General features: G+C 43.2%; 18 protein-coding genes and 4 tRNA genes. 2 read left to right on the forward strand and 20 right to left on the reverse strand.

Annotated features, from left to right (window positions below):
- Nucleotides 1–9: 9 nt before the first annotated feature.
- Entirely contained in the window at nt 10–1,464 is a 1,455-nt protein-coding gene (locus ACR42H_RS26630) for a PLP-dependent aminotransferase family protein (protein WP_436374316.1), read from the forward strand.
- 392 nt (nt 1,465–1,856) lie between these two features.
- Nucleotides 1,857–3,302 carry a DEAD/DEAH box helicase gene (locus ACR42H_RS26635; RefSeq protein ID WP_436374318.1) on the forward strand — a complete coding sequence of 482 codons (1,446 nt, stop codon included), beginning with the start codon at nt 1,857–1,859 and terminating at the stop codon, nt 3,300–3,302.
- A gap of 81 nt (nt 3,303–3,383) precedes the next feature.
- Here ACR42H_RS26635 and rlmH read toward each other — a convergent pair whose 3' ends face one another.
- The 20 genes from rlmH to ssb all read right to left on the reverse strand — a co-directional run bounded on the left by rlmH (nt 3,384) and on the right by ssb (nt 22,142).
- Complete coding sequence (rlmH, locus tag ACR42H_RS26640; RefSeq protein WP_436374320.1) at nt 3,384–3,863, reverse strand: 23S rRNA (pseudouridine(1915)-N(3))-methyltransferase RlmH; 480 nt, start codon at nt 3,861–3,863, stop codon at nt 3,384–3,386.
- 80 nt (nt 3,864–3,943) lie between these two features.
- Complete coding sequence (locus tag ACR42H_RS26645) at nt 3,944–4,114, reverse strand: CxxH/CxxC protein (RefSeq protein ID WP_374940688.1); 171 nt, start codon at nt 4,112–4,114, stop codon at nt 3,944–3,946.
- 147 nt (nt 4,115–4,261) lie between these two features.
- The gene (locus tag ACR42H_RS26650; RefSeq protein WP_436374322.1) at nt 4,262–5,491 is read right to left on the reverse strand and encodes a S1C family serine protease; all 1,230 of its coding nucleotides are present in this window, start codon (nt 5,489–5,491) and stop codon (nt 4,262–4,264) included.
- A gap of 371 nt (nt 5,492–5,862) precedes the next feature.
- A complete protein-coding gene (locus ACR42H_RS26655) occupies nt 5,863–6,657 on the reverse strand; it encodes an MBL fold metallo-hydrolase (protein WP_113885498.1) in 795 nt (264 codons plus the stop codon).
- Nucleotides 6,658–6,664: 7 nt separating this feature from the next.
- Nucleotides 6,665–7,471, reverse strand: a complete 807-nt coding sequence (locus ACR42H_RS26660; RefSeq protein ID WP_436374325.1) for a two-component system regulatory protein YycI — start codon at nt 7,469–7,471, stop codon at nt 6,665–6,667.
- Complete coding sequence (locus ACR42H_RS26665) at nt 7,458–8,798, reverse strand: YycH family regulatory protein (RefSeq protein WP_436374327.1); 1,341 nt, start codon at nt 8,796–8,798, stop codon at nt 7,458–7,460. Before ACR42H_RS26665 ends, ACR42H_RS26660 begins: the two co-directional genes overlap by 14 nt.
- Entirely contained in the window at nt 8,795–10,618 is a 1,824-nt protein-coding gene (walK, locus tag ACR42H_RS26670) for a cell wall metabolism sensor histidine kinase WalK (RefSeq protein ID WP_436374329.1), read from the reverse strand. Before walK ends, ACR42H_RS26665 begins: the two co-directional genes overlap by 4 nt.
- Before the next feature lie 8 nt (nt 10,619–10,626).
- Nucleotides 10,627–11,337 carry a response regulator YycF gene (gene yycF / locus ACR42H_RS26675; RefSeq protein WP_436374331.1) on the reverse strand — a complete coding sequence of 237 codons (711 nt, stop codon included), beginning with the start codon at nt 11,335–11,337 and terminating at the stop codon, nt 10,627–10,629.
- A gap of 357 nt (nt 11,338–11,694) precedes the next feature.
- A complete protein-coding gene (locus ACR42H_RS26680; RefSeq protein ID WP_436374333.1) occupies nt 11,695–13,170 on the reverse strand; it encodes a peptidoglycan DD-metalloendopeptidase family protein in 1,476 nt (491 codons plus the stop codon).
- A 366-nt stretch (nt 13,171–13,536) separates the two neighbouring features.
- A tRNA-Phe gene (locus ACR42H_RS26685) sits at nt 13,537–13,609 on the reverse strand.
- 152 nt (nt 13,610–13,761) lie between these two features.
- Nucleotides 13,762–13,838, reverse strand: a tRNA-Asp gene (locus ACR42H_RS26690).
- Nucleotides 13,839–13,899: 61 nt separating this feature from the next.
- Nucleotides 13,900–13,971: transfer RNA gene (locus ACR42H_RS26695), tRNA-Glu, on the reverse strand.
- A gap of 13 nt (nt 13,972–13,984) precedes the next feature.
- Nucleotides 13,985–14,060: transfer RNA gene (locus tag ACR42H_RS26700), tRNA-Lys, on the reverse strand.
- A gap of 412 nt (nt 14,061–14,472) precedes the next feature.
- Entirely contained in the window at nt 14,473–15,765 is a 1,293-nt protein-coding gene (locus ACR42H_RS26705) for an adenylosuccinate synthase (protein ID WP_436374335.1), read from the reverse strand.
- 220 nt (nt 15,766–15,985) lie between these two features.
- Entirely contained in the window at nt 15,986–17,350 is a 1,365-nt protein-coding gene (gene dnaB / locus ACR42H_RS26710) for a replicative DNA helicase (RefSeq protein WP_113885492.1), read from the reverse strand.
- A 359-nt stretch (nt 17,351–17,709) separates the two neighbouring features.
- Nucleotides 17,710–18,156, reverse strand: coding sequence for a 50S ribosomal protein L9 (gene rplI / locus ACR42H_RS26715; protein WP_436374337.1), 447 nt, complete (start codon nt 18,154–18,156; stop codon nt 17,710–17,712).
- A complete protein-coding gene (locus ACR42H_RS26720; protein ID WP_113885490.1) occupies nt 18,153–20,126 on the reverse strand; it encodes a DHH family phosphoesterase in 1,974 nt (657 codons plus the stop codon). The genes rplI and ACR42H_RS26720 overlap by 4 nt, the downstream gene beginning before the upstream one ends.
- A gap of 31 nt (nt 20,127–20,157) precedes the next feature.
- Nucleotides 20,158–21,093, reverse strand: a complete 936-nt coding sequence (locus ACR42H_RS26725) for a YybS family protein (protein WP_436374339.1) — start codon at nt 21,091–21,093, stop codon at nt 20,158–20,160.
- A 242-nt stretch (nt 21,094–21,335) separates the two neighbouring features.
- The gene (gene rpsR / locus ACR42H_RS26730; protein WP_009332461.1) at nt 21,336–21,575 is read right to left on the reverse strand and encodes a 30S ribosomal protein S18; all 240 of its coding nucleotides are present in this window, start codon (nt 21,573–21,575) and stop codon (nt 21,336–21,338) included.
- A 57-nt stretch (nt 21,576–21,632) separates the two neighbouring features.
- Nucleotides 21,633–22,142 (reverse strand): single-stranded DNA-binding protein, encoded by a 510-nt coding sequence (gene ssb, locus ACR42H_RS26735; protein WP_009332473.1) that lies wholly within the window; start codon nt 22,140–22,142, stop codon nt 21,633–21,635.
- Nucleotides 22,143–22,165: the final 23 nt, after the last annotated feature.

Raw genomic sequence — 22,165 nt, forward strand, 5'->3', positions numbered from 1 at the left:
AGCTAGTCTATGACTGAAATAGAGTGGAAACCACAAAAAACTTCATCCATTCCTTTACATCAGCAAATATCTGATTTTATGAAAAAGAAAATAATGAACGGTGAATGGACAATAGGGACAAAAATACCACCACAAAGAAATTTAGCAAAACGATTCCAGGTAAATCGCAGTACAATTGTAATTGCACTTGAAGAACTGACTGCCGATGGACTAATTGAATCTAAGGTTGGCAGCGGTACCAGGGTGATTAACAATACATGGAGCCTGCTTGCTTCAACTACTCCTCCAGATTGGATCAGTTATGTAAAATCCGGTATTCATAAACCAAATATAACGATCATCCAAGAAATTAATAAGGCCGAAGCAGACCCTAATATGATTAGGCTTGGAACAGGAGAACTTTCACCAGACTTGTTACCCAACAAAAAAATGGGGCAAATACTGCAAATGGATAATGAACAGTCTTTATCTCTTGGATACATGGAGCCTAAAGGAAGTCTATCTTTACGTAAAACGGTAAGTGCATATTTAAGAACAAAAGGAATTAAAGCGTCACCCGAATCAATTTTAATTGTTTCTGGAGGACTCCAAGCCTTGCAATTGATATCAATTGGATTATTAAAAAGAGGATCAACAATACTTCATGAATCACCATCCTATTTGAACTCAGTACACGTATTCCAATCGGCTGGAATGAACTTATTGGGTATCCCCCTTGACAAAGAAGGAATTAAATGTGAATCAATTGGACGTATGAAGCGACAACATCATGCAGCTTTACTCTATACGATACCCACTTTTCACAATCCAACCGGCACATTAATGTCTGAAAAAAGGCGGCTCGAATTAATAAAGGTTTGTCAAAGGGAGTCTATCCCTATCATTGAGGATGATGTTTATGGTGATTTATGGTTTGAAAACCCTCCTCCAAATCCTTTGAAAGCCAATGACACACAAGGAAATGTCCTGTATATAGGAAGCATGTCCAAAACATTGAGCCCCGGTTTACGAATCGGTTGGATTGTGGGACCTGAGCCAGTCATAGAACGTTTGGCAGATATAAAAATGCAAACAGATTACGGGTCTAGTTCCTTATCACAATATGCTGTAGACAAATGGCTTCATAGTGGTATGTATGAGGATTTCTTAAAGGAAACAAAAGAGGAATTAAAACTCAGAAGGGATTTCACTATTCAAATTTTAAAGAAACATTTTTCTGAGATAGCAACATGGAGCATCCCAAAAGGCGGCTTTTATATCTGGCTTACATTACTAACAGGCGTTTCCACCCGAAAGCTATTTGACGCAGCCCTTCGGGAAGGAATTTTATTAAATCCAGGAAATGTGTATGATAATAATGATGATCGGCACCTTCGTATTTCCTATTCATATGCTTCAATGGATCAACTAGAAGAAGGGCTGGTTTATTTAGCACAGCTTATTAAAAATTCTTCTATGAATTAATTTTATTGAGGATACCGTAATAACGGTATCCTTATTTTGATAAACTCCTATATAATAAGGGTTTATCCAGGACAAGTTTAACTTTTTATTTTAACACTATTTGTGATAAGGTTCTCCGTATTATATCTAAAGAGGTTTTTGGGCTTACCTAAAAGAACAGAGTTATTTTTTATTACTATTGTAAAAAGAAGCATTGTATTGTTCATTATCTTTTTCCCTCAAGTTATCTGAGATCAATAACGCATCCTTATCTGTTACTTTTTAAAATTTAAAATAAAAGCCGTTTTGTCCGCACTTTTCAAGTATAATGAACCATATTCAGAAAATGCATATAATAATTCTTGGAGAGAATTCTATACATATGACGAAAAATCAAAAAACGAGGTTTAAAAATGAGTAAAAGAAGTTTTGCGGATTTTCATGTGAGCGAAGAAATAAAAAGAGCACTAGCTGTGTTAAAATACGAAACCCCAACAGAAGTTCAAAGTGAAGTCATTCCATTAGCAATGAAAAATCAAGATCTTGTCGTAAAAGCTCAAACAGGAAGTGGAAAGACTGCCTCCTTTGGTATTCCTGTTTCCGATATGATTGAATGGGAAGAAAAAAAACCACAGGCCTTAATTCTTACGCCAACTAGGGAGCTTGCGGTTCAAGTCCGCGAAGATATTACGAATATCGGAAGGTTTAAACGCATTAAAGCTGTGGCCGTTTATGGAAAAGAACCTTTTTCGAAGCAAAAGGATGAATTGAAACAAAAAACTCATGTAGTCGTTGGCACCCCTGGACGAGTCATGGACCATATTGAACGAGAAACCTTAATTTTGGATCAAATAAAGTATCTTATCATAGATGAAGCTGATGAGATGCTTAATAGAGGTTTCATCGATGAAGTGGAAGCGATCATCAAAGAGCTGCCTTCAAACCGAGTAACAATGGTTTTTTCTGCAACTCTGCCTAATGATGTTGAAAATCTTTGCCATAAATATATGAAAGATCCTATTCAGATTGAGATTGAATCGACCAAGGTGACGGCCGATACCATTGAACATTCTTTAATTGAAGTGAGAGAAGAAGAAAAGATCTCACTCCTTAAAGACGTCACGGTTGTAGAAAATCCAGACAGCTGCCTGATTTTCTGCCGAACCAAAGAACACGTTGATACTGTGTATAGTGAACTAGATAGAGCTGGATATCCTTGTGAGAGACTCCATGGGGGGCTGGAGCAAGAGGACCGGTTCTCTGTTATGGAAGGATTCAAATCAGGCAACTTCCGCTATCTGGTGGCCACCGATGTGGCTGCGAGAGGTATTGATATTGATAATGTGACGCTTGTCATCAACTATGACGTTCCTATGGAAAAAGAGAGCTACGTACACCGAACCGGAAGAACCGGCCGTGCCGGAAATAAAGGAAAGGCCATTACATTCTCAACACCCTATGAAGGAAAATTCATTAAAGCCATTGAAAGATACATCGGCTTTGATCTACCTGCTATAGAAGCTCCCAGCCATCTAGAAGTGGCTGGCGGAAAAGCTGCTTTCGAAGAAAAACTTAGCGGCAGGCGTATTGTAAGAAATAATAAAACAGCCCGAATCAATCAAGATATTATGAAACTCCATTTTACCGGCGGGAAAAAGAAGAAAATCCGCGCTGTTGACTTTGTCGGAACGATCGCAAAAATCCCTGGAGTCACAGCAGATGATATCGGCATTATCACCATCCATGATCAAATGTCTTATGTTGATATTCTGAATGGAAAAGGCTCATTAGTTTTACAAGCCATGGAGAATGCGACCATCAAAGGGAAGAAGTTAAAAGTAAGCAAAGCGATTAAATAAGTAGAAAAAACTTAAATCCCCCTCACTTTATTAGATGAGGGGGATTTTCATTGGCCGGCTTAAACTTCTAATAAACCTTGCTTACTTATGATACGGTTCCCCCCGATTAATCCGAAACGCCCGATAAACCTGCTCCAACAAGATAAGCTTCATCAACTGATGCGGAAACGTCATCTTCGAAAAAGAGAGCTTTTCATCGGCCCGCTGTAAAACCTCCTGGCTCAACCCAAGCGATCCGCCAATCACAAACGCAATCTTGCTCTTCCCGTATGTAGCCAGTTTATCAAGATTATCAGCAAGCTCTTCAGACGATTTCATTTTCCCTTCGATTGCAAGGGCAATGACATGGGCATCCGGATGAACCTTCGCCAGGATCCGCTCACCCTCTTTTTGCTTCACCTGAATCATTTCCGTTTCGCTTAGTTCTTCAGGGGCCTTTTCATCTGGAACCTCGATGATATCCATTTTGGCGTAGGCCGACAGTCTTTTCAGGTATTCGTCAATTCCTTGCTTCAGGTATTTTTCTTTTAGCTTTCCGACCGTAATAATTGAGATATTCACAGCATGTCCTCACTTTACAAACAAGATATCCACATAAGTTATCCACATGTCCACATTTTTCATCCACATCTTGTATGGGATCATTCGTTCGCTACAACATATATTGCGTTATTTTGACAATATTCACAGGTTGTTGATAACTTTTTATCCTCTTCAAGTTTTGTCAATTGCGGGAATGTTTCGTACTCATCAACCACTATATCTATTGCCAGATCAACGTGTTCGTCACAGCAGTAAATCATTTTCAGCATGCTCCTTTTTTGGCTGGCAGCCTGTTTTTTTATCCGATCTGTGGATAATTTTTATTTTTGCCTATGTATATAAGTTATCCACATCTCATCTTAACAAAACAATAAAAAACAGGAAAGCGTTTGCCGCTTTCCCGTTTAGTCTTTCTATTAAAATGTCTCGCCGCTCAGCTTCATGGTTACTTCCTGGGTTTTGCCGTCGCGGTAAATTTTAATTTTCATCTGGTCGCCCACTGATTTCTTCGTATACAGGTGCTGGCGCAATTCGATGATGTCTTTGATTTCTTGTCCATCCATCTCGACGATGACATCCATTTCCTTCAGTCCTGCCTGTGCAGCTGGAGAGTTCGGTTCAACTGAAGTGATGGCCACACCTGATTTAACATCCTTAGGCAGTTTTAGCGCTTCCTGCTGATAGTAGCCAGGAATCTCGTTGACTGATGCCAGTTGTACACCCATATACGGACGTTTTACCTCTCCGAACTTTTCAAGATCATCAATGACTGGGCGTGCGTAGTTAATCGGAATCGCCAATCCAATTCCTTCTACCGCACTCTCAGCGATTTTCATGGAGTTGATGCCGATGAGCTGGCCGCTGATATTAACCAGCGCCCCGCCGCTGTTACCAGGGTTGATGGCGGCATCTGTCTGCAGGACCTCAGCCTGCCAGTCGACGGTACCGTTCTGGTCAATATCGACCGGTATAGCACGTTCCAATCCAGAGATAATCCCCTGAGTGACAGAGCCGGAGAACTGGCCAAGAGGGTTCCCGATGGCAATCACAGGTTCGCCTGGCTTCAGTTTGTCAGAATCGCCGAATTCAGCAACCGTCTTAATTTCCTTAGCATCGACCTCAAGCACAGCAAGATCCGTCCAAATATCACTGCCAACCAGTCTTGCCGGCAGCTTGGTACCATCCTGCAGGCTTACCTCCAGCTCCTGAGCACCTTCTACCACATGGTGGTTTGTAACGATGAAGGCTGTATTTCCTTCCTTCTTATAAATTACTCCGGAACCTGTTCCGGCTGGCTGTCCGGCACTTCCATTTCCTTCATTCGACCAAAAGCCGGCTGTCTGGATGTTCGTAATGCTTACGACCGCATCACCAGCTTTATCGACCGCCTTGGTTACATCTGTTGTCACATCAAGCGAGACATTCTGAACATTGGCGTTATTGTTATTCTCAGCTGCTTCATCCTGAAGCCTTTCATCCGGTTCAACCGTATAAGGCAGCACGTTGTAGTCAGATAGCTTTGGCACCGCAACCACGACCAGGATGGCCCCTAATATGACTCCAACAAGGCTGGCAAGAAAATATCCGCCCTTATTGCCTTTTTGCCCTTTATAACGGTTCTGATGATCTTGATCATAATAGCCCAAACTGCACCCATCCTTTCTTTCATTTGCAAAAAAACGCTGTTAAAAAAGCTCTTTTTAAAAATAAATGCTAAAATTTAGTCTTCCTTTATACCCATTATTATACTCTCCTGTTTTCAAAAATCTAACAAAAACGCACTTGCTTCAGCAATCTTACGACTTTGTTCATACTTTTTTTATATTTTTTTAAGAAAAGCGAAAGCGCCTTCGGAACAACAAGTAAAAACCACTTGTTCATGCGAGGTTTATTCAAGGAAGCATTCCTTGGTGCTCACCCCTTTCACCTCGAGAGGGGCAGGCGCTGGAGCTGGACATAAAAAAGAGGAACACACGGAAACGGCTGTCTCTCTGTGTATTCCTCTTCTGGTTTATATTTAAACGGCTGTTAAAATCGTTGGGACCTTCGGATCTGTATCATAAAGGTCAAATTGTTCGCCGACAAGGATCCCACGGCTTTCAAGTGTCTGGGATACGGACATTCTCGCCAGATCCTTGATATTGTTATCCTGGCTTAAGTGAGCCAGATAAAAGCTCTTCGTCCGGTCGCCCGCCACTTCGCTCATCGCAAGGGCTGCATCCTCATTGGATACATGGCCGACATCGCTTAGGATCCTTCTCTTAATATTCCACGGATAGCGGCCCATGCGAAGCATCTGGACATCATGATTGCTTTCAAATACATAAGCCTCCGCATTGGAAATCAGACCTTTCATGCGGTCGCTGACATAGCCTGTATCGGTAATCAGCACAAGTTTTTTCCCACTATGATGGAACACATAAAACATTGGGTCGGCTGCATCATGGGAAACCCCGAAGGATTCAATATCAAGGGATCCGAATGTTTTCACTGCTTCCATATCAAAATGGAACTTCTGGTCAACCGGGACTTGTCCAATCAGTCCGTCCATGGCCAGCCATGTTTTTTCATTCGCATAGATCGGCAGGTTATACTTCCGGGCAAGAATCCCGACACCCTTAATATGGTCACTATGTTCATGGGTCACCAGTATCCCTGAAAGCTTGCCGATGTCCCGGCCAATATGCTGAAATAATCCTTCCATTTGCTTCCCGCTTAATCCGGCATCAACCAGAAAGGAATGTTCCTCCGTCTCGACAAAGATTGCATTCCCAGTACTGCCGCTCGCGAGAACGCTGAATTGTAAAGACATATTCTCCTCACTCCACTATTTTTTTCTCTTCGTTGTTCAGCTTAATGATTTTGCCCTCAAAGGCATCAACAAATAAATTCTCCTCGTCATTAATGACAAATCGCCAGGCAGGCGTTAACAATTGCGAAGAGCTCAAATGCACAAAGGTAAAATAACCAAGCTCTACATTTGTAATTTTTGATTTCGGCTGCAGTGAGCCGTTCTTGTAAAGTGTTTCAACGGCCTTTATCGGCTGAATAACTTTTTCACTTTCTTCCTTCGACTCAATCTTTGTCAGGAGCGTTTGCTTATAAGAGACAATTTCATTTTCATCATTCAAATAAAATGTAAGCTCGCCATTTAAATTCATATAAAACATCTTGCCTTCAAATTCCTGATAATACGTGATTCTATTACTGTTTTCAGGTTTTTCCCAGAAGCGGTATTGTTCACCGAATAACACCCTGTTTTTGATAAAGGCCGATAATTCGGAAGGACTGAATTTGTCACTGATCTTGATCGACTCATCCAGGACAGAATTCAGAGTAGTCCCTTCTGTAATCGTAATTTCCTGTCCCTCCAGCCTTGTATCTCCTTCAAGATCTTCAATATCAAATTCAACCGGCTTAGCCCTCAAATACCGGTCTTTCGGGTTGCTTTTCGGCAGGGGCTCATCAAATGTGATATCAGCATCCTTAAGCTGTTTTTCCAGGGAGGCCTGTTCAATCGGTTCAAATTCACTGGCTTCCTTCAATTTAAAAAACTCGTACATCAAATAAATGTCCAGCACCAGGAAGGTTAAAATAAAGATTGTTTTGATCTTACTCCAATCCATTATTCATGCCCCCTGTCTCATCAAGCGAAATGCTTTTCCAAGTTCCTTCATACCGGTAATACCAGGAAGGCTCCAGACGGATGAAGGTGGTCTGTGCTTCCTTGACGAGCATCATCTTATACCCCAGCTTTACATTCTCCAGCAATTCCGGATCAAACCCTTCTATCCCTAACAAGTATTCCATAACTCGAGCCCCCGAGCTTAGAGATACTTCTGATGGAGGTTCGGCACTCAGTCCAAGCTGGAAATTGCTCCGAAAATATTCATAAATCTCATTTTGCCCCCAAATCTGGCGGATTTCGGATATTTTTGGATCATCGCTGAAAATTGGATAACCTGAAGATTCATACATCCTGAATACCACTCTATGATTCAGCTCATCAATTTCGGCAAATTGGTAATTGTCTGTCCACCCCGAATGTCCGTTAATATAATCAATGCTCCTTTTCAGCAGGTCGCCTGACGCAAAAGTAGTGTTATCCCCGGCAGCCGGTTTTATATATCGAAGGGTATTTTTGTCGGAGTTTACCCTCAACAAGCTTAAGGTATCATTATACTCATCCTCTGATTGCTGAAAGCTTTTCTGCACAACACTTGGGTCACTGAATAAAGCATTTTTGTATTGTTCAGAGTCCAATTTTTTCTCCAAATACTGGTACCTCGCCATTTTTGTATCCTGTGAAGGCAGGTAGATGGTTCTTTCATCAGTTGGCTTATAAGCAAAATAGGCTTTATATTCAGGGTTGTACTCGGATAAATTGAAGAATTGGCTTTTGAAATTCTGAATAAAGGAAACAGGGACACGGCTCCTATACACCTGCCGGTTATCCAGAGAAACAAAATCGACAATACCATCCTTTTTCTCCAATTGCCTAGTATCAATGACAATATGGTCAAACTGAAAATCAGTCAGATTCTTATCAGCAATTTTAATTACTGATTTGTATAATTGAATCGGAACAGAATCCGGAAACGCAAGAACAGCTTTTCCTTCATCATGTACAAACGAAGGAAGAATGCCCGCTTCCTCTGTAATGTTTTCAAAGTCAGCAAAATTCCAATCGCTGATTTCCTTCATGATTTTATCAATTTCACCGGGGCTGACAGTACCAAAGGTCTTTTTTTCCCCAAGATGGAATAAGAGAGTGTCCGGTCTCACAATCTGATTCACTTCTTTTTTTTCCGCTATTGTTACTTCCTGAACGGTATTCGATTCTTTTTCAATCCGTTCAAAGTTCGGCTGGTAGGTCCAAAGATTCCAGGTCAGGAGGGCGCTTGTCACTACTAGAATGGTCAGTATGATGGTTTTTATATTTTCATAACTCATTCCCAATCATCCTCTTCCGAGCGGACATATGGAAGGCTAAATGAAATCGTTGTCCCTTTCCCTTCTGTACTCGCTGCCCAAATTTTCCCGCCATGCGCTTCCACCATTTCTTTCGCTATGGCCAATCCAAGTCCGGTTCCGCCAAGCTTTCTTGTCCTGGCTTTATCCACCCGGTAAAAACGCTCAAAAATCTGATCAATATTTTCTTTCGGTATTCCCACACCCTGGTCTGAAACGCTGACAATAATAAATTCATCTTTTTCTTCAATGCTGAACGTCACTTTTCCGCCTTCAGGAGAGTATTTAAGTGCATTTGAGATGATATTGTCCAGCACCTGGGTGAGCTTGTCTTCATCTATTTCCACAAAAGCCGAATGGTCCGGAAGCTTTCTTTCAAACGTAACATTCTGCTGCTTCGTCATTTCAAAACGGTCTATAATTCTATTATAGAAGAAAATGAAATCAGTCCAATCCTTGGTCAAGCGGTAATCCTTACTGTCCATTTTAGACAGCTGCAGCAGATCATTGACCAGGCGGATCATCCTCTCTGTTTCATTTTGGGTGACATCCAGGAAGTTTGGGGCAATCTCCTCATCTCTCCAGGCGCCTTCCGCGAGAGCCTCCAGATAGCTTCTCATCGTGGTCAGTGGCGTCCTGAGTTCATGAGATACATTTGCCACAAATTCGCGGCGTTCCATGTCAATTTTCTCCTGCTCGGTGATATCATGCAAAACGGTAATTAAGCCGTTTACAAATCCGGTTTCTTTTTGGATAACCGAAAAATTAGCGCGAAGGATCAGTGTTTTCGACTTGCTGCTGTAATCCAGGATGACCGAATCCCGCTCGTTCAGAAGCTCTTCAAAGGTATAATCCTCTTCAAGGCCCAGCAGAGAAACAATCGGGGAAGACAGGACCGTTTCACGTGAAACATTCAGCATTTTTGCAGCAGGCTCGTTAATTAAAATAACACGCCCTTTGCGGTCGGTTGCGATGACGCCATCGGTCATATAGGAAAGAACCGAGGACAATTTTCGCCGTTCGCCTTCTGTTGTAGCATGAGCTTCCTGAAGTTTCTTTGTTAAACTGTTAAAGGTAATGGCCAGCTGGCCAATTTCGTCATACCCATAAACCTTAACCTTGCGGGAGAAGTTCCCTTTTGCCATGGCAAGCGCCTGTTTCCGCATATCTGAAATCGGGCGTGTCACCGTCTGGGCAAGGAGTATCCCCAGAATCGCTGTGATTGCTAACGCAATGGCTATACCGGTAGTGAAAATATTATTAATCTCCCTCATCTGTTCATAGATGTTCTCGATTTTTGCAACCAGATAGATGGCTCCATTGACTTCCCCGTTATTTTTAATAGGCGTGACTAGAACCCATATCCGCTGTCCCTGGTCAACCAGATCCTCCGTTACCGGTTGCTTAGTGGCTATGGCCATCTTGATCAGATTATCAGTAGACCTCCCCCCGACAACCCCCTGATTATCGGGATCAGAGGTGCCAAGTATTTTCAGTGATTCATCAATCACACGGACTTCAGATATATCCGCCGAATTGTAATCACTTAATAGCCTTCTGATATCTTCCTCCTGGGATGGGGTTTCCTCATCAGGAAGCCTCACCTTGGTCATTTGTTCCTCCACATAATAGGTGAGGAGATTAACCCTTTCCTGAATGGCATCCTTAAAATTGTCCTTTAAGGTCGTTTCCAGCTGCCTGACAAAGTAGACCCCGATAATCTGCATCGCTACCAGGATGAGAAGAACATATATGATCACAAACTTCAAATGAATGGACCGAAAAAAACCAACCTTTTCCATGTACCCTTTTACTCCTGTTCAGGATTCCGCAAGTAATATCCGACTCCTCTTCTTGTCACGATCCATGTCGGGTGGCTTGGATTATCCTCGATTTTCTCCCGCAGTCTCCTTACGGTTACGTCCACTGTGCGGACATCACCATAATAATCATAGCCCCATACAGTCTGAAGGAGATGCTCCCTTGTCATGACTTGTCCAATATGTTTGGCCAAATAGTGAAGAAGCTCAAATTCACGGTGTGTTAATTCAATCGTCTCACCGCGCTTGGAAACCACATAGGCATCCGGATGAATAATCAAGGAGCCAACTTCAATTTCGTTGGATTCGTCCTCTTCTTCCGTCTTGGAAGCTATTTGCTGATGTCTCCTCATATTAGCCTTCACACGCGCAATCAATTCTCTCGTACTGAACGGCTTTGTAACGTAGTCATCTGCACCGAGCTCAAGGCCTAAAACTTTATCAATTTCAGAATCCTTTGCTGTCAGCATAATGATTGGCATATCATATTTCTTGCGCACTTCGCGGCAAACCTCAATGCCGTCCCGCTGCGGAAGCATGATATCAAGCAGAATCAGGTCCGGCTTGATTTCTTCTACTTTTTCGAGTGCGTCATTGCCATCATAGGCACACACCACTTCATAGCCTTCTTTTTTCAAATTGAACTGCAGTATATCTGCAATTGGTTTCTCATCGTCTACAACCAGAATTTTTTTATCCATACCTATCTCCTTTTTCTTGCTCATTTATTTATTTTTGGAGCAGTAGAAGTCAGTTTCATACATATGTTATCTACTTTACTTTACCATTTTAACAGTGGGAATTCACCTATTAGCAAAGGCCTGTAAAACTTTGGTGCTATTTTTTATATTATTCTTAACTACAAAAGCCTCTAGCATGAAAGCTAGAGACTTTTTAGCATGAATTATTTATTTATCGCAGTCTAACGGGCAGTAAGCCCCTACCTTCAAGTCTGTGAAGTATCAAAGGAGGGCTAGGTGGAAGCAAACTGCCCGTAATGGCCCGATTGGTTCAACTAACAATCAGTGGGGAAAAGTACGCCCCCACTGATTGAAGTTTCACTTTATATATTTAAGCGGATCTTGCATTTTTCCGTTTTTGTATACTTCAAAATGCAGGTGGACACCGGTTGAATCTCCAGTGGACCCCATTATACCGATCTTTGAGCCCTTTGAAACGGTTTGGCCAACACTGACACTGATGGAGTCGAGATGGGCATAAACCGTGCGGAAGCCATTATTATGGTCGATGACGATTTTGTTGCCATATCCACCATCCCTTCCTGCAGAGACAACCGTTCCATTATCAGCAGCCTTTATCGTCCGGTCGCTTGGTCTTGCAATGTCAATTCCCTTATGCATTTTCCCCCAGCGGTATCCCATTTTACTTGAGATATAGCCGCCGACTGCAGGATAGGCAAAGCTGCCTTCACCGCGGGATGGAATGACCTTGGTTCCCCTGATGACAATTTGTTTCACAGGCTCTTCGAGAACCTTTTCTTCTTTTACTTCTTTTTTGACCGTTTGTCCGTTTTCTTCGGAAATCAGATAGGTTGCAGCGCGAACGCCTTCCTTGCCTTCTTGCTTTACTTTCGTTTCACCTTTAGGCATGCTGCTGTCTTCAATGACTTCTTGTTCATAATCGATTTTTTCTTTCTTGAAAACTTCCTTATCTGCTATCACTTTTACATACGGTTTGTAGACAGTCACATTTAATTCCTGACCTGCTTTGATAAGGGAATCTTCCTTGAGTCCGCTGTTCAGCTCAATCAGCTGGTTCATATCAAGGTTATGGGCACTCGCGATATTGCTTAGTGCGTCACCTACTTTAACCTCATATTTCTTTTCCTCAAGAGTTCCCTTTTGGAGAAGCTTCACCGCTTCATCTGCACTGATGATCTGATCCGGTTTAACGGTTGTTTCAGAGATGGATACATCTTCCGTAAAACGGACATCTAAAAGACGTGTTTCATTTTCTTTCAGCTGAGGTAAAGGAGTATTAGCAGATGCCTTTCTTTCCTCAAGAGCCTTTAGATCTTTCTCTGATACATAGGAAGTCTTGATATTCTGAAGAGCCGCTTTGGCCTGCTCCTCATTTTCAACATAAGCCACTTCCTTGCCGCCAATGACTAGTGCTGCCGCTTCGGCATGTACTTCCATCTTATCTTTTAATCCATTGAGCGCTTCAGATTCATTCACTTCTGAACTGGACTCAAAAACCTGTTCAGGAATAAAAGATAGTTCAGTTGCCAGCGCCAGCTTTAATCCCTTGTGGGAACCTTCTGCCTCACTGATCTTTTTATCGGCCATATCCTCAATGACTTTCTTATCTGACACCGTTCCGATATATTCGTCACCCATATAGACATAATAAACCGTCACAAGTCTATCATCATTGGCAGAAGCGGAAACACCGCCTGCAAAAGTTAAAGCCGCCGCTGCCAAACCAGCAGCAATCGTTCTATTTATGGTTTTATTTAAGCTCTTCGCTGTAGATTCTGATGCTGAGGTTACTTTCTTCACCCATTTGAACATGGTTACATCCCCCTAGACTACGGTAACAAAAGACACTTTCATTTAGTGCTATGTAACTACGAATTTGTCAGCCTGATTTTTTCACAATATTTACTTTACCATACAGCAAAGCAAATAGATTATTAGACTCGGGAATGTAATAAAAATGTATAATAGCTGACATTTTATGACTATTAACAACAAAGCTTAGGAAGTTTTTGTCGAAAAGAAGATAGGAAATAATCCCTATTTATAGAGGTTTTTTAGTGATGCGAAAGAAGAGGAGTTAGGGAAGTGCTTAATTACACGGCCACGCAGCGCCAACCTGCTTGTATTACAATAATGTAACAAAAAGGAGCATGTTTGGTTACATACTCCTTTTTGGAATGGCTCAGGACGGAATCGAACCGCCGACACAAGGATTTTCAGTCCTTTGCTCTACCGACTGAGCTACTGAGCCTTATTAAGTTATATTGCCTAAATAATGTTTGGCTTCGTCCTTCGTTCCGATTTATCAATCGGTACGCTGAAGTAATTCAAGGTAGCTTATTCGGTCGTGCTCTACCGACTGATCTACTAAGCCTTATTTAGTTTTGAGGCTATATATGTAAATGGCGGTCCGGACGGGACTCGAACCCGCGACCTCCTGCGTGACAGGCAGGCATTCTAACCAACTGAACTACCGGACCAAATAATAACCGCCAGCAAGTAAGCTGGGCTTGCCAGCCGTTTGCTGACGGTTATTCGCCATGACCCCTACGGGATTCGAACCCGTGTTACCGCCGTGAAAGGGCGGTGTCTTAACCGCTTGACCAAGGGGCCAAATAAATATAAATGGTGAGCCATGAAGGACTCGAACCTTCGACCCTCTGATTAAAAGTCAGATGCTCTACCGACTGAGCTAATGGCTCATGCTATGTGTGTCACCAAGCTTGCCACCTTGGCGACGCTTTTTATAATATCATAGAGTTTTATAAAAGCGCAATAACTTTTTTATAAAAATTTATTTTAGTTGAATGCCTGAGATGGATGTGTTTGATCTCGGACTGGAAACCGCGTTTGAGTGTTGCTTTCCTCAGATTAAAGGTTCATTTCCCTGGTTTATGGACTCCTTTCCCCAATTTTCACGGATTATTCCTCAAACTTCAATTCTTTTCAAATTAAAGCCAAGTCCGGTATCGGTTTCTCTGATTTCTTGCTCTCCTGTCCGAGTGTGAGTCTGCTTCGGACTCGCTTCCCCTCATTTTCCCCTTTCCTTATCCAAATTTGAACCTGCCCCACAAAAAAAAGCCCTAATTCGCATTAGGGCTTTCCAATCAAGTATTAGTTTTGTCTCCACGGGCTGCGGACTACGTTTGTTTGTGTGCGGTCCGGACCAACTGAGAAGATCGATAATGGAATTCCAGTCAGCTGTGAAACGCGCTCCAGATAGTGGCGGGCATTCGCAGGAAGCTCATCCAGTGATTTGCAGCCTGTGATGTCTTCTGTCCAGCCTGGAAGCTCTTCGTATACCGGCTCACAGTCAGCCAGTATTTTTAAGCTTGCAGGGAATTCTTCGATTACTTCCCCATTATAACGGTATGCTACACAGATTTTTAATGTCTCAATTCCAGTCAATACGTCGATGGAGTTAAGAGAAAGGTCTGTAATACCGCTGACACGGCGGGCATGGCGGACAACCACGCTGTCGAACCAGCCGACACGGCGGGCACGGCCAGTTGTTGTACCGTATTCACGGCCTACTTCACGGATCTGGCTGCCGATTTCATTATCAAGTTCAGTTGGGAACGGGCCGTCACCTACACGAGTCGTATAGGCTTTAGATACACCCACAACATGCTTGATTTTTGTAGGGCCGACACCAGAACCGATTGTTACGCCGCCAGCCACAGGGTTAGAGGATGTAACGAATGGGTAAGTACCCTGGTCGATATCAAGCATAACTCCTTGTGCACCTTCGAAAAGCACACGGCGGCCTTCATCCAATGCGTCATTAAGCACAACAGAAGTGTCGCAGACATAATGCTTGATCTGCTGGCCATACTCATAGTATTCATCTAAGATTTCTTCGATGGTGAATCCTTCTGTTTCATAGAAGCGCTCAAGCAGGCGGTTCTTTTCTTCAAGGTTGCGCGCAAGCTTTTCTTCAAACACTTCACGGTCAAGAAGGTCCGCGATGCGGATTCCGTTGCGTGCTGCTTTATCCATGTAAGCAGGGCCGATACCCTTTTTCGTTGTACCAATCTTGTTAGCGCCTTTGCGTTCTTCTTCCACTTCATCAAGCTTCAGGTGATATGGAAGGATGACATGTGCGCGGTTTGAGATGCGCAGGTTGTCTGTTGTAACTCCCTTGTCATGAAGATACGCCAATTCCTTTACAAGCGCTTTTGGATCGACAACCATTCCGTTTCCGATCGTGCAAATTTTATCGCTATAGAATATTCCAGATGGAATTAAATGAAGCTTGTATGTTTCACCATTAAATTTAATTGTGTGTCCTGCATTGTTTCCGCCTTGGTAGCGTGCGATGACTTCTGCATTTTCAGAAAGGAAGTCTGTAATTTTTCCTTTCCCTTCATCTCCCCACTGTGTTCCAACTACTACTACTGATGACATTAAAAAAGCACCTCCGGGAATCCCATGGTTTTAAAATTCTATAAAATCATTTTTAATTAAGTAACTTTTTTCAACCACTTTAGTTTATCAAGGTGATGTGTGATAGTCAATAAAACACGAACATTTTTAATAAAAATATAAAAATATGTTCGTAAAACCATGAAAATATGAAAATCAGAAATTCAAATAAAAAAGAGGACATGCAAAATGCAGGCCCTCTTTATGCACCAGGCGGCGCAAAGGAATCATCAAAACGTTTCTCTAAGTTTACGAATTTATTATACTCTTTCACGAATGCCAGCTGAACGGTTCCAACCGGGCCGTTACGCTGCTTGGCGATAATGATTTCGATGATATTTTTATCTTCGGATTCTTTGTCATAATAGTCATCGCGGTATAGGAATGCCACGATATCGGCATCCTGCTCAATACTTCCCGATTCACGGATGTCCGACATCATCGGGCGCTTATCCTGTCGCTGTTCCACACCACGGGAAAGCTGGGACAGTGCGATAACAGGGACCTGAAGTTCACGGGCCAATTGCTTAAGGGAACGTGAGATTTCAGAAACTTCCTGCTGGCGGTTTTCGCCAGAACGTCCACTTCCCAGGATTAATTGCAGGTAGTCGATCAGAATCATGCCAAGCCCATGCTCCTGCTTTAAACGGCGGCACTTAGAGCGAATATCTGTGATTCTGACACCAGGGGTATCATCAATAAAAATTCCTGCATTTGATAGGCTTCCCATTGCCATGGTCAGCTTTCCCCAGTCCTCATCTGTCAGGGAGCCGGTACGAAGCCTTTGTGCATCTATATTTCCTTCTGCACATAGAATACGCATGACAAGCTGTTCGGCACCCATCTCAAGGCTGAAGATCGCGACGTTTTCCCCGGTTTTTGTTGCCACATTTTGCGCGATATTCAGGGCGAAGGCTGTTTTACCTACGGAAGGGCGGGCACCGACGATGATGAGGTCATTTCGCTGGAAGCCGGCAGTCATGCGATCCAGCTCGGCGAATCCAGTCGCAATCCCTGTAATATCTCCTTTACGGTTATGCATTTCCTCAATATTATCGTAGGTCCGGACCAGAACATCCTTAATATTATGAAAGGCACCTGCGTTTTTGCGCTGTGCGACCTCCATGATATTTTTCTCAGCTTCTCCCAGCAGAACTTCTACTTCATCCTCCCGTGTATAGCCGTCCTGGGCAATGCCCGTCGCCGTCCGGATCAGCCTGCGAAGCAGTGACTTTTCTTCAACGATCTTTGCATAGTACTCGATATTCGCTGCTGTTGGAACAGAACCGGCCAATTCACTTAAATAGCTGACCCCTCCGGTATCCTCCAGCAGTTTCGCTGCACTGAGCTCTTCTGTCACGGTCACTAAGTCGACCGCTTTTCCCTGGTCGCTCAGCTTCAGCATCACATTGAAAATCTTCTGGTGTGCCGCACGGTAGAAGTCCTCGGGTATCAAAATCTCTGATGCTTGTGTAAGAGAGGAGGGTTCAAGAAAGATTGCCCCAAGCACTGCCTGTTCCGCTTCAATATTTTGAGGCGGGAGCCGATCCGCAAATAAATCACTCATCTGTTTAAACCTCCTAATAAGAAATGCACAAGCGCCCTCGTCACCCCCGCCAAGCACAAGACAAGCCTCACAGAAAGGCGTTCGCTGCCTTGGCTTGTGAACACGAGGGTAGGCGCTCCTTCTAAAAGCTAAAGCTCTTAGTCATATGATGATAATGCTGTCGAAGCGTTCCTTGTGAAGCTGGACAGTTATCTATAAAGCAATACTATATCTATATAAATTCTCTAAATTTCCCTTTAAAAAATGTGACCAGCCGAAACTGATCACATTTTTAATCAACCCTTTTATTTTAACATGTTTATCGGCAAAAGCCACTTCCAATATTAGTTTATCGCATTCTAACTAATTGAAGTTTCACTTTAAGCTTCTTTTACATGTACGTTTAATGTTGCTGTTACTTCAGTATGAAGCTTGACTGGAACCTTTGTGTATCCGAGTGTGCGGATCGCATCTTCCATTTCAATTTTGCGCTTGTCGATTTTGATGCTGTGCTTCTTTTGAAGCTCTTCAGCAATTTGCTTGCTTGTGATGGAGCCGAAAAGGCGGCCGCCTTCACCTGATTTTGCTGTAAATTCAACCGTCAGCTTTTCAAGTGTTTCTTTTAGTTTTTTTGCATCAGCCAATTCTTCTTCTGCAAGTTTAGTTTCTTTTTTCTTTTGGGCGTTCAGGCTGCTGACATTCGCCTGGTTTGCTTCGACAGCAAGCCCTTGCTTAATTAAAAAGTTATGTGCATAGCCATCTGCTACATTTTTCACTTCGCCTTTTTTGCCCTTGCCTTTAACGTCTTTTAAAAAGATTACTTTCATTCTTTTTTTCTCCCTTCAAAGTATTCATCTATAGCCTCTTTTAATCGGACCTCAACATCATCAAGTGTTGCATCATGAAGCTGCGTGGCAGCGTTAGTTAAGTGACCGCCGCCTTCAAGGTTCTCCATGATCACCTGGACATTGATATCCCCGAGGGAACGTGCGCTGACCCCTATCATGTTTTCAGAGCGGTTTGAAATGACAAATGAAGCAACCACACCATCCATCGTCAGCAGGGTATCTGCTGTCTGGGCAATCAGAACCTGGTCAAATATCTGATCCGGCTGTCCCTTTGCAATCGCAATTCCTTCTCTGTAAAATTGAACGGTTTCAATCAGCTTAGCCCGCTTGATGTAGGTATCTACATCCTCTTTTAAGAACTTTTGGACGAGCACGGTATCTGCACCCTGTCCGCGCAGATAGGAAGCCGCATCGAACGTCCTGGATCCTGTCCGCAGTGAAAAACTCTTCGTATCGACAATAATCCCGGCAAGCAGGGCCGTTGCTTCCAGCATTTCAATTCTGCCGTTTTTCGGCTGATACTCCAGAAGCTCTGTCACAAGTTCTGCTGTGGAGGAGGCATATGGCTCCATATAAACCAGCAGAGGATTATGAATGAACTCTTCAGCGCGGCGGTGATGGTCGATGACGACAACATGTTCAATTTTATGAAGCAGCTTTTCCTCAATCACCATGGATGGCTTGTGGGTGTCAACGACCACGAGCAGGGTATCGTCTGTTGCAATTTCCATCGCCTGTTCCGGGGTAATGAATTTAGAAAAGAGCTCTTCATTCTTTTCAATTTCCTTCATCATTCTTCTGACGCCTGTATCGAGTTCATTGAAATTCACAACCACGTAGCCTTCACGCTGATTCAGGCGCGCCACTTTCTGAATCCCGATGGCCGCTCCAATCGCATCCATATCCGGGCTTTTGTGGCCCATGATAATCACTTTATCGCTTTCGGAAATCAATTCCTTCAGCGCATGGGAAATCACGCGTGCACGGACCCGTGTTCTTTTTTCAACAGGATTGGTTTTCCCCCCGAAGAATTTAACCTTCCCGTTTGTCTGTTTGATGGCCACCTGGTCTCCGCCGCGGCCTAATGCCAGGTCTAAGCTGGACTGGGCCAGTGAACCGAGCTCAGGAAGGGAAGAAACCCCTGTTCCGACGCCCACGCTTAACGTTAATGGAACGTTCTGCTTGGAAGTGGTTTCCCGGACATCATCGAGAATAGTGAACTTCCCTTTTTCCAGAAGCTGCAGAATATGTTCATTAAATACGGCGATAAACCGCTCAGACGAGACTCTCTTCAAGAAGACCCCATTGTCTTGTGCCCATTTATTCAATATCTGGGTCACCAGGCTATTGAGGCTGCTTTTTGTCTGGTCATCCATCCCCTGAGTCAGCTCATCATAATTATCAAGGAAAATAATGGCGATAACCGTCCGTTCTTCCTGATACATTTTTTCAATTTCTGTCTGTTCCGTGACATCAAAAAAGTATAATAGGCGCTCTTCCGGTTTATGGATCACCCGGAATTTGCGGTCATGAAGGGTAATGATTTCGGTTTCCACTTCTTGTTTGATCAGCGGAACAAGCGAATCCGCGACATCATAAAGCGATCTTCCGACTAGCGTATCTTCATCGAAGCAGGATGCTAAAAAGGGATTGGTCCATTCAATGTAATAATCATCATTAATGAGCATGATCCCGATCGGCATTTCCATCAGAGCTTCTTCGCCGACTTTTTTCACCCTGTAGGAAAGGGTCGAGATGTATTCTTCCGTCTCCTTCCTATGCTTCTGATTCAGCTGAAAAAGATAGTAGAAAGGAAGGATGGCCAGAAACAGCCCAATTAGTGCAAAAAGCCAATTGTAGTACGCCAATATACCGAGAAGCACCACTGTTATGCCCATCAATCCAAAAATCGGATAGCGTATGGACCGCTTTTCTAAATACGAAGGCATGTTTTCAGCTCCTAAACAGTAGTGTTGTTCATCACTTTTTTCCTAATCTTTGCCTTAAATCGAATCCTAAGTCAATTATACCTAATATCCTCACAATATAAAGGAGAAATGGCATAAGAAATGTAAATACAGCTGCCAGGACAGGCACAGCTTTCGGCCAACCCTTTAAATGGCTGAAAAAGAAAATCAGGGAAAGGCCTTGAATGACCATGAAAATCTGCAGAATGAATGCAATATTTACAAGCGCCATAAACCAGTAGCTTCCTTCTGAAGGATTAAAAAGGAAAGAAACTATAATGGTAATGAGATAGTACCATAATATGCTTTTCGGCAGGCTCATTTCCCTGAAAGGCTTCCAGCTTTCAACCTGAATACCGAATCTTTTGGCAATAGGAAAGGAGACAAGCTGGATGACAAAAACGGAAATGACCGATGTCATGACGAATAAGCTTGGCGTCAGCGTCTCAATCATTTTCAGGCCTTCTGTAAATTGCTCGACTGCTTTATCCGCGTTCTGCCCAAAGCCTTCAAGCACTCCTTCTGAAATTTGGATGGACTCCTCCATCATATTGATGCCTTCTTGAATAATATTCACATTAAAAAGAGCAACTGCGGCCGCATACAGGATCAGCAGCGATGCAAGGAATACCAGGGTGCCCGCAATAAAGGAAGGCAACCGTCCTTTGTTTTCACTGATAAAAATGCCGATTACTGTCCCGGTCAGCCCAAATGGCAGCACAAGCGGAAGCGCCATAAATGAACCGATTATCAGAGAAAGCAGGATGCCTCCTGTCAGAAATACAATCGCATACATCCGGTTATTTTTTGCTGAAAACATAATAAACGGAAGAGCCAGGAAGAAAACCGAAAGGGTACCGAGAAACGGCACGTAGAGCGAAATCAGAAGAAGCACTGCAAAAACAGCCAGAAGCACTGCACCCTCTGTTAATTTATGTACATTATTCATTGATACACCCCTCAAACTGTGTATCCAAAAAGGGGGAACTCCTTTTCCCTGCTTTTTGAACCATTCCAAATAAGACAACTCATAAAGTCTATTGTAGCTAGTATTAAATGCAGGTTCAACCTTCGCGATTTCGGAAGAGGGAATGCCGGGCTTTTTATCAAGTTTTCACTTTAATACAATCCTGCACTAAAGAAGAAAGCATAATAAAAAAGACGCCGGATACCAGCGTCTTTTCATATTTATTATTCACCTGAAACGTATGGCAGTAATGCCATTTGGCGCGCACGCTTAATAGCAATCGTTAATTTACGTTGGTATTTAGCGTTAGTGCCAGTTACACGACGTGGTAAAATCTTACCGCGCTCAGAGATGAATTTTTTAAGAAGATCCACATCTTTGTAGTCGATGTGAGTGATTCCGTTTGCAGTGAAAAAGCAAACCTTACGACGTTTAGCACGTCCTCCTCTGCGTCCTCCAGCCATGGTCAGTTACCTCCTTTAGCTTTTTGATTATATATTTCCGTTCATAATCGGGCACTATTAGAATGGCAGGTCGTCATCGGAAATGTCGATTTGGCCGTCATTTGCGAATGGGTCCTGATCCACGCGAGTATAGCCGCCCTGATTACGATTATCCTGGCGTTGATTCTGATTGCTGTTATTTCCAAATGGGAAATCCTGATCTCTTGGACCGCCGTAATTCGGATTGCCGCCCTGGCCGCCAGAACTATTCTTCGGCTCAAGGAATTGCACACTCTCAGCCTGAACTTCTGTCACGTAAACGCGCTTTCCATCCTGGCCTTCATAGCTGCGGGACTGAATCCGGCCATCTACACCTGCAAGACTTCCTTTTTTAAGGAAGTTTGCTACGTTTTCAGCTGGCTTTCTCCATACCACACAGTTGATAAAGTCTGCCTCCCGCTCACCTTGCTGATTCGTAAAAGTACGATTCACGGCAAGAGTGAATGAAGCGACAGGAACTCCGTTCGGGGTATACCGCAAATCAGGATCCTTTGTCAAACGTCCGACAAGAACAACACGGTTCATCATCAGAATCAACTCCTCTCGGTAAA

The sequence above is a fragment of the Cytobacillus sp. BC1816 genome, from assembly GCF_051353635.1.
In the GTDB taxonomy this organism is placed as follows: domain Bacteria; phylum Bacillota; class Bacilli; order Bacillales; family Cytobacillaceae; genus Cytobacillus; species Cytobacillus oceanisediminis_C.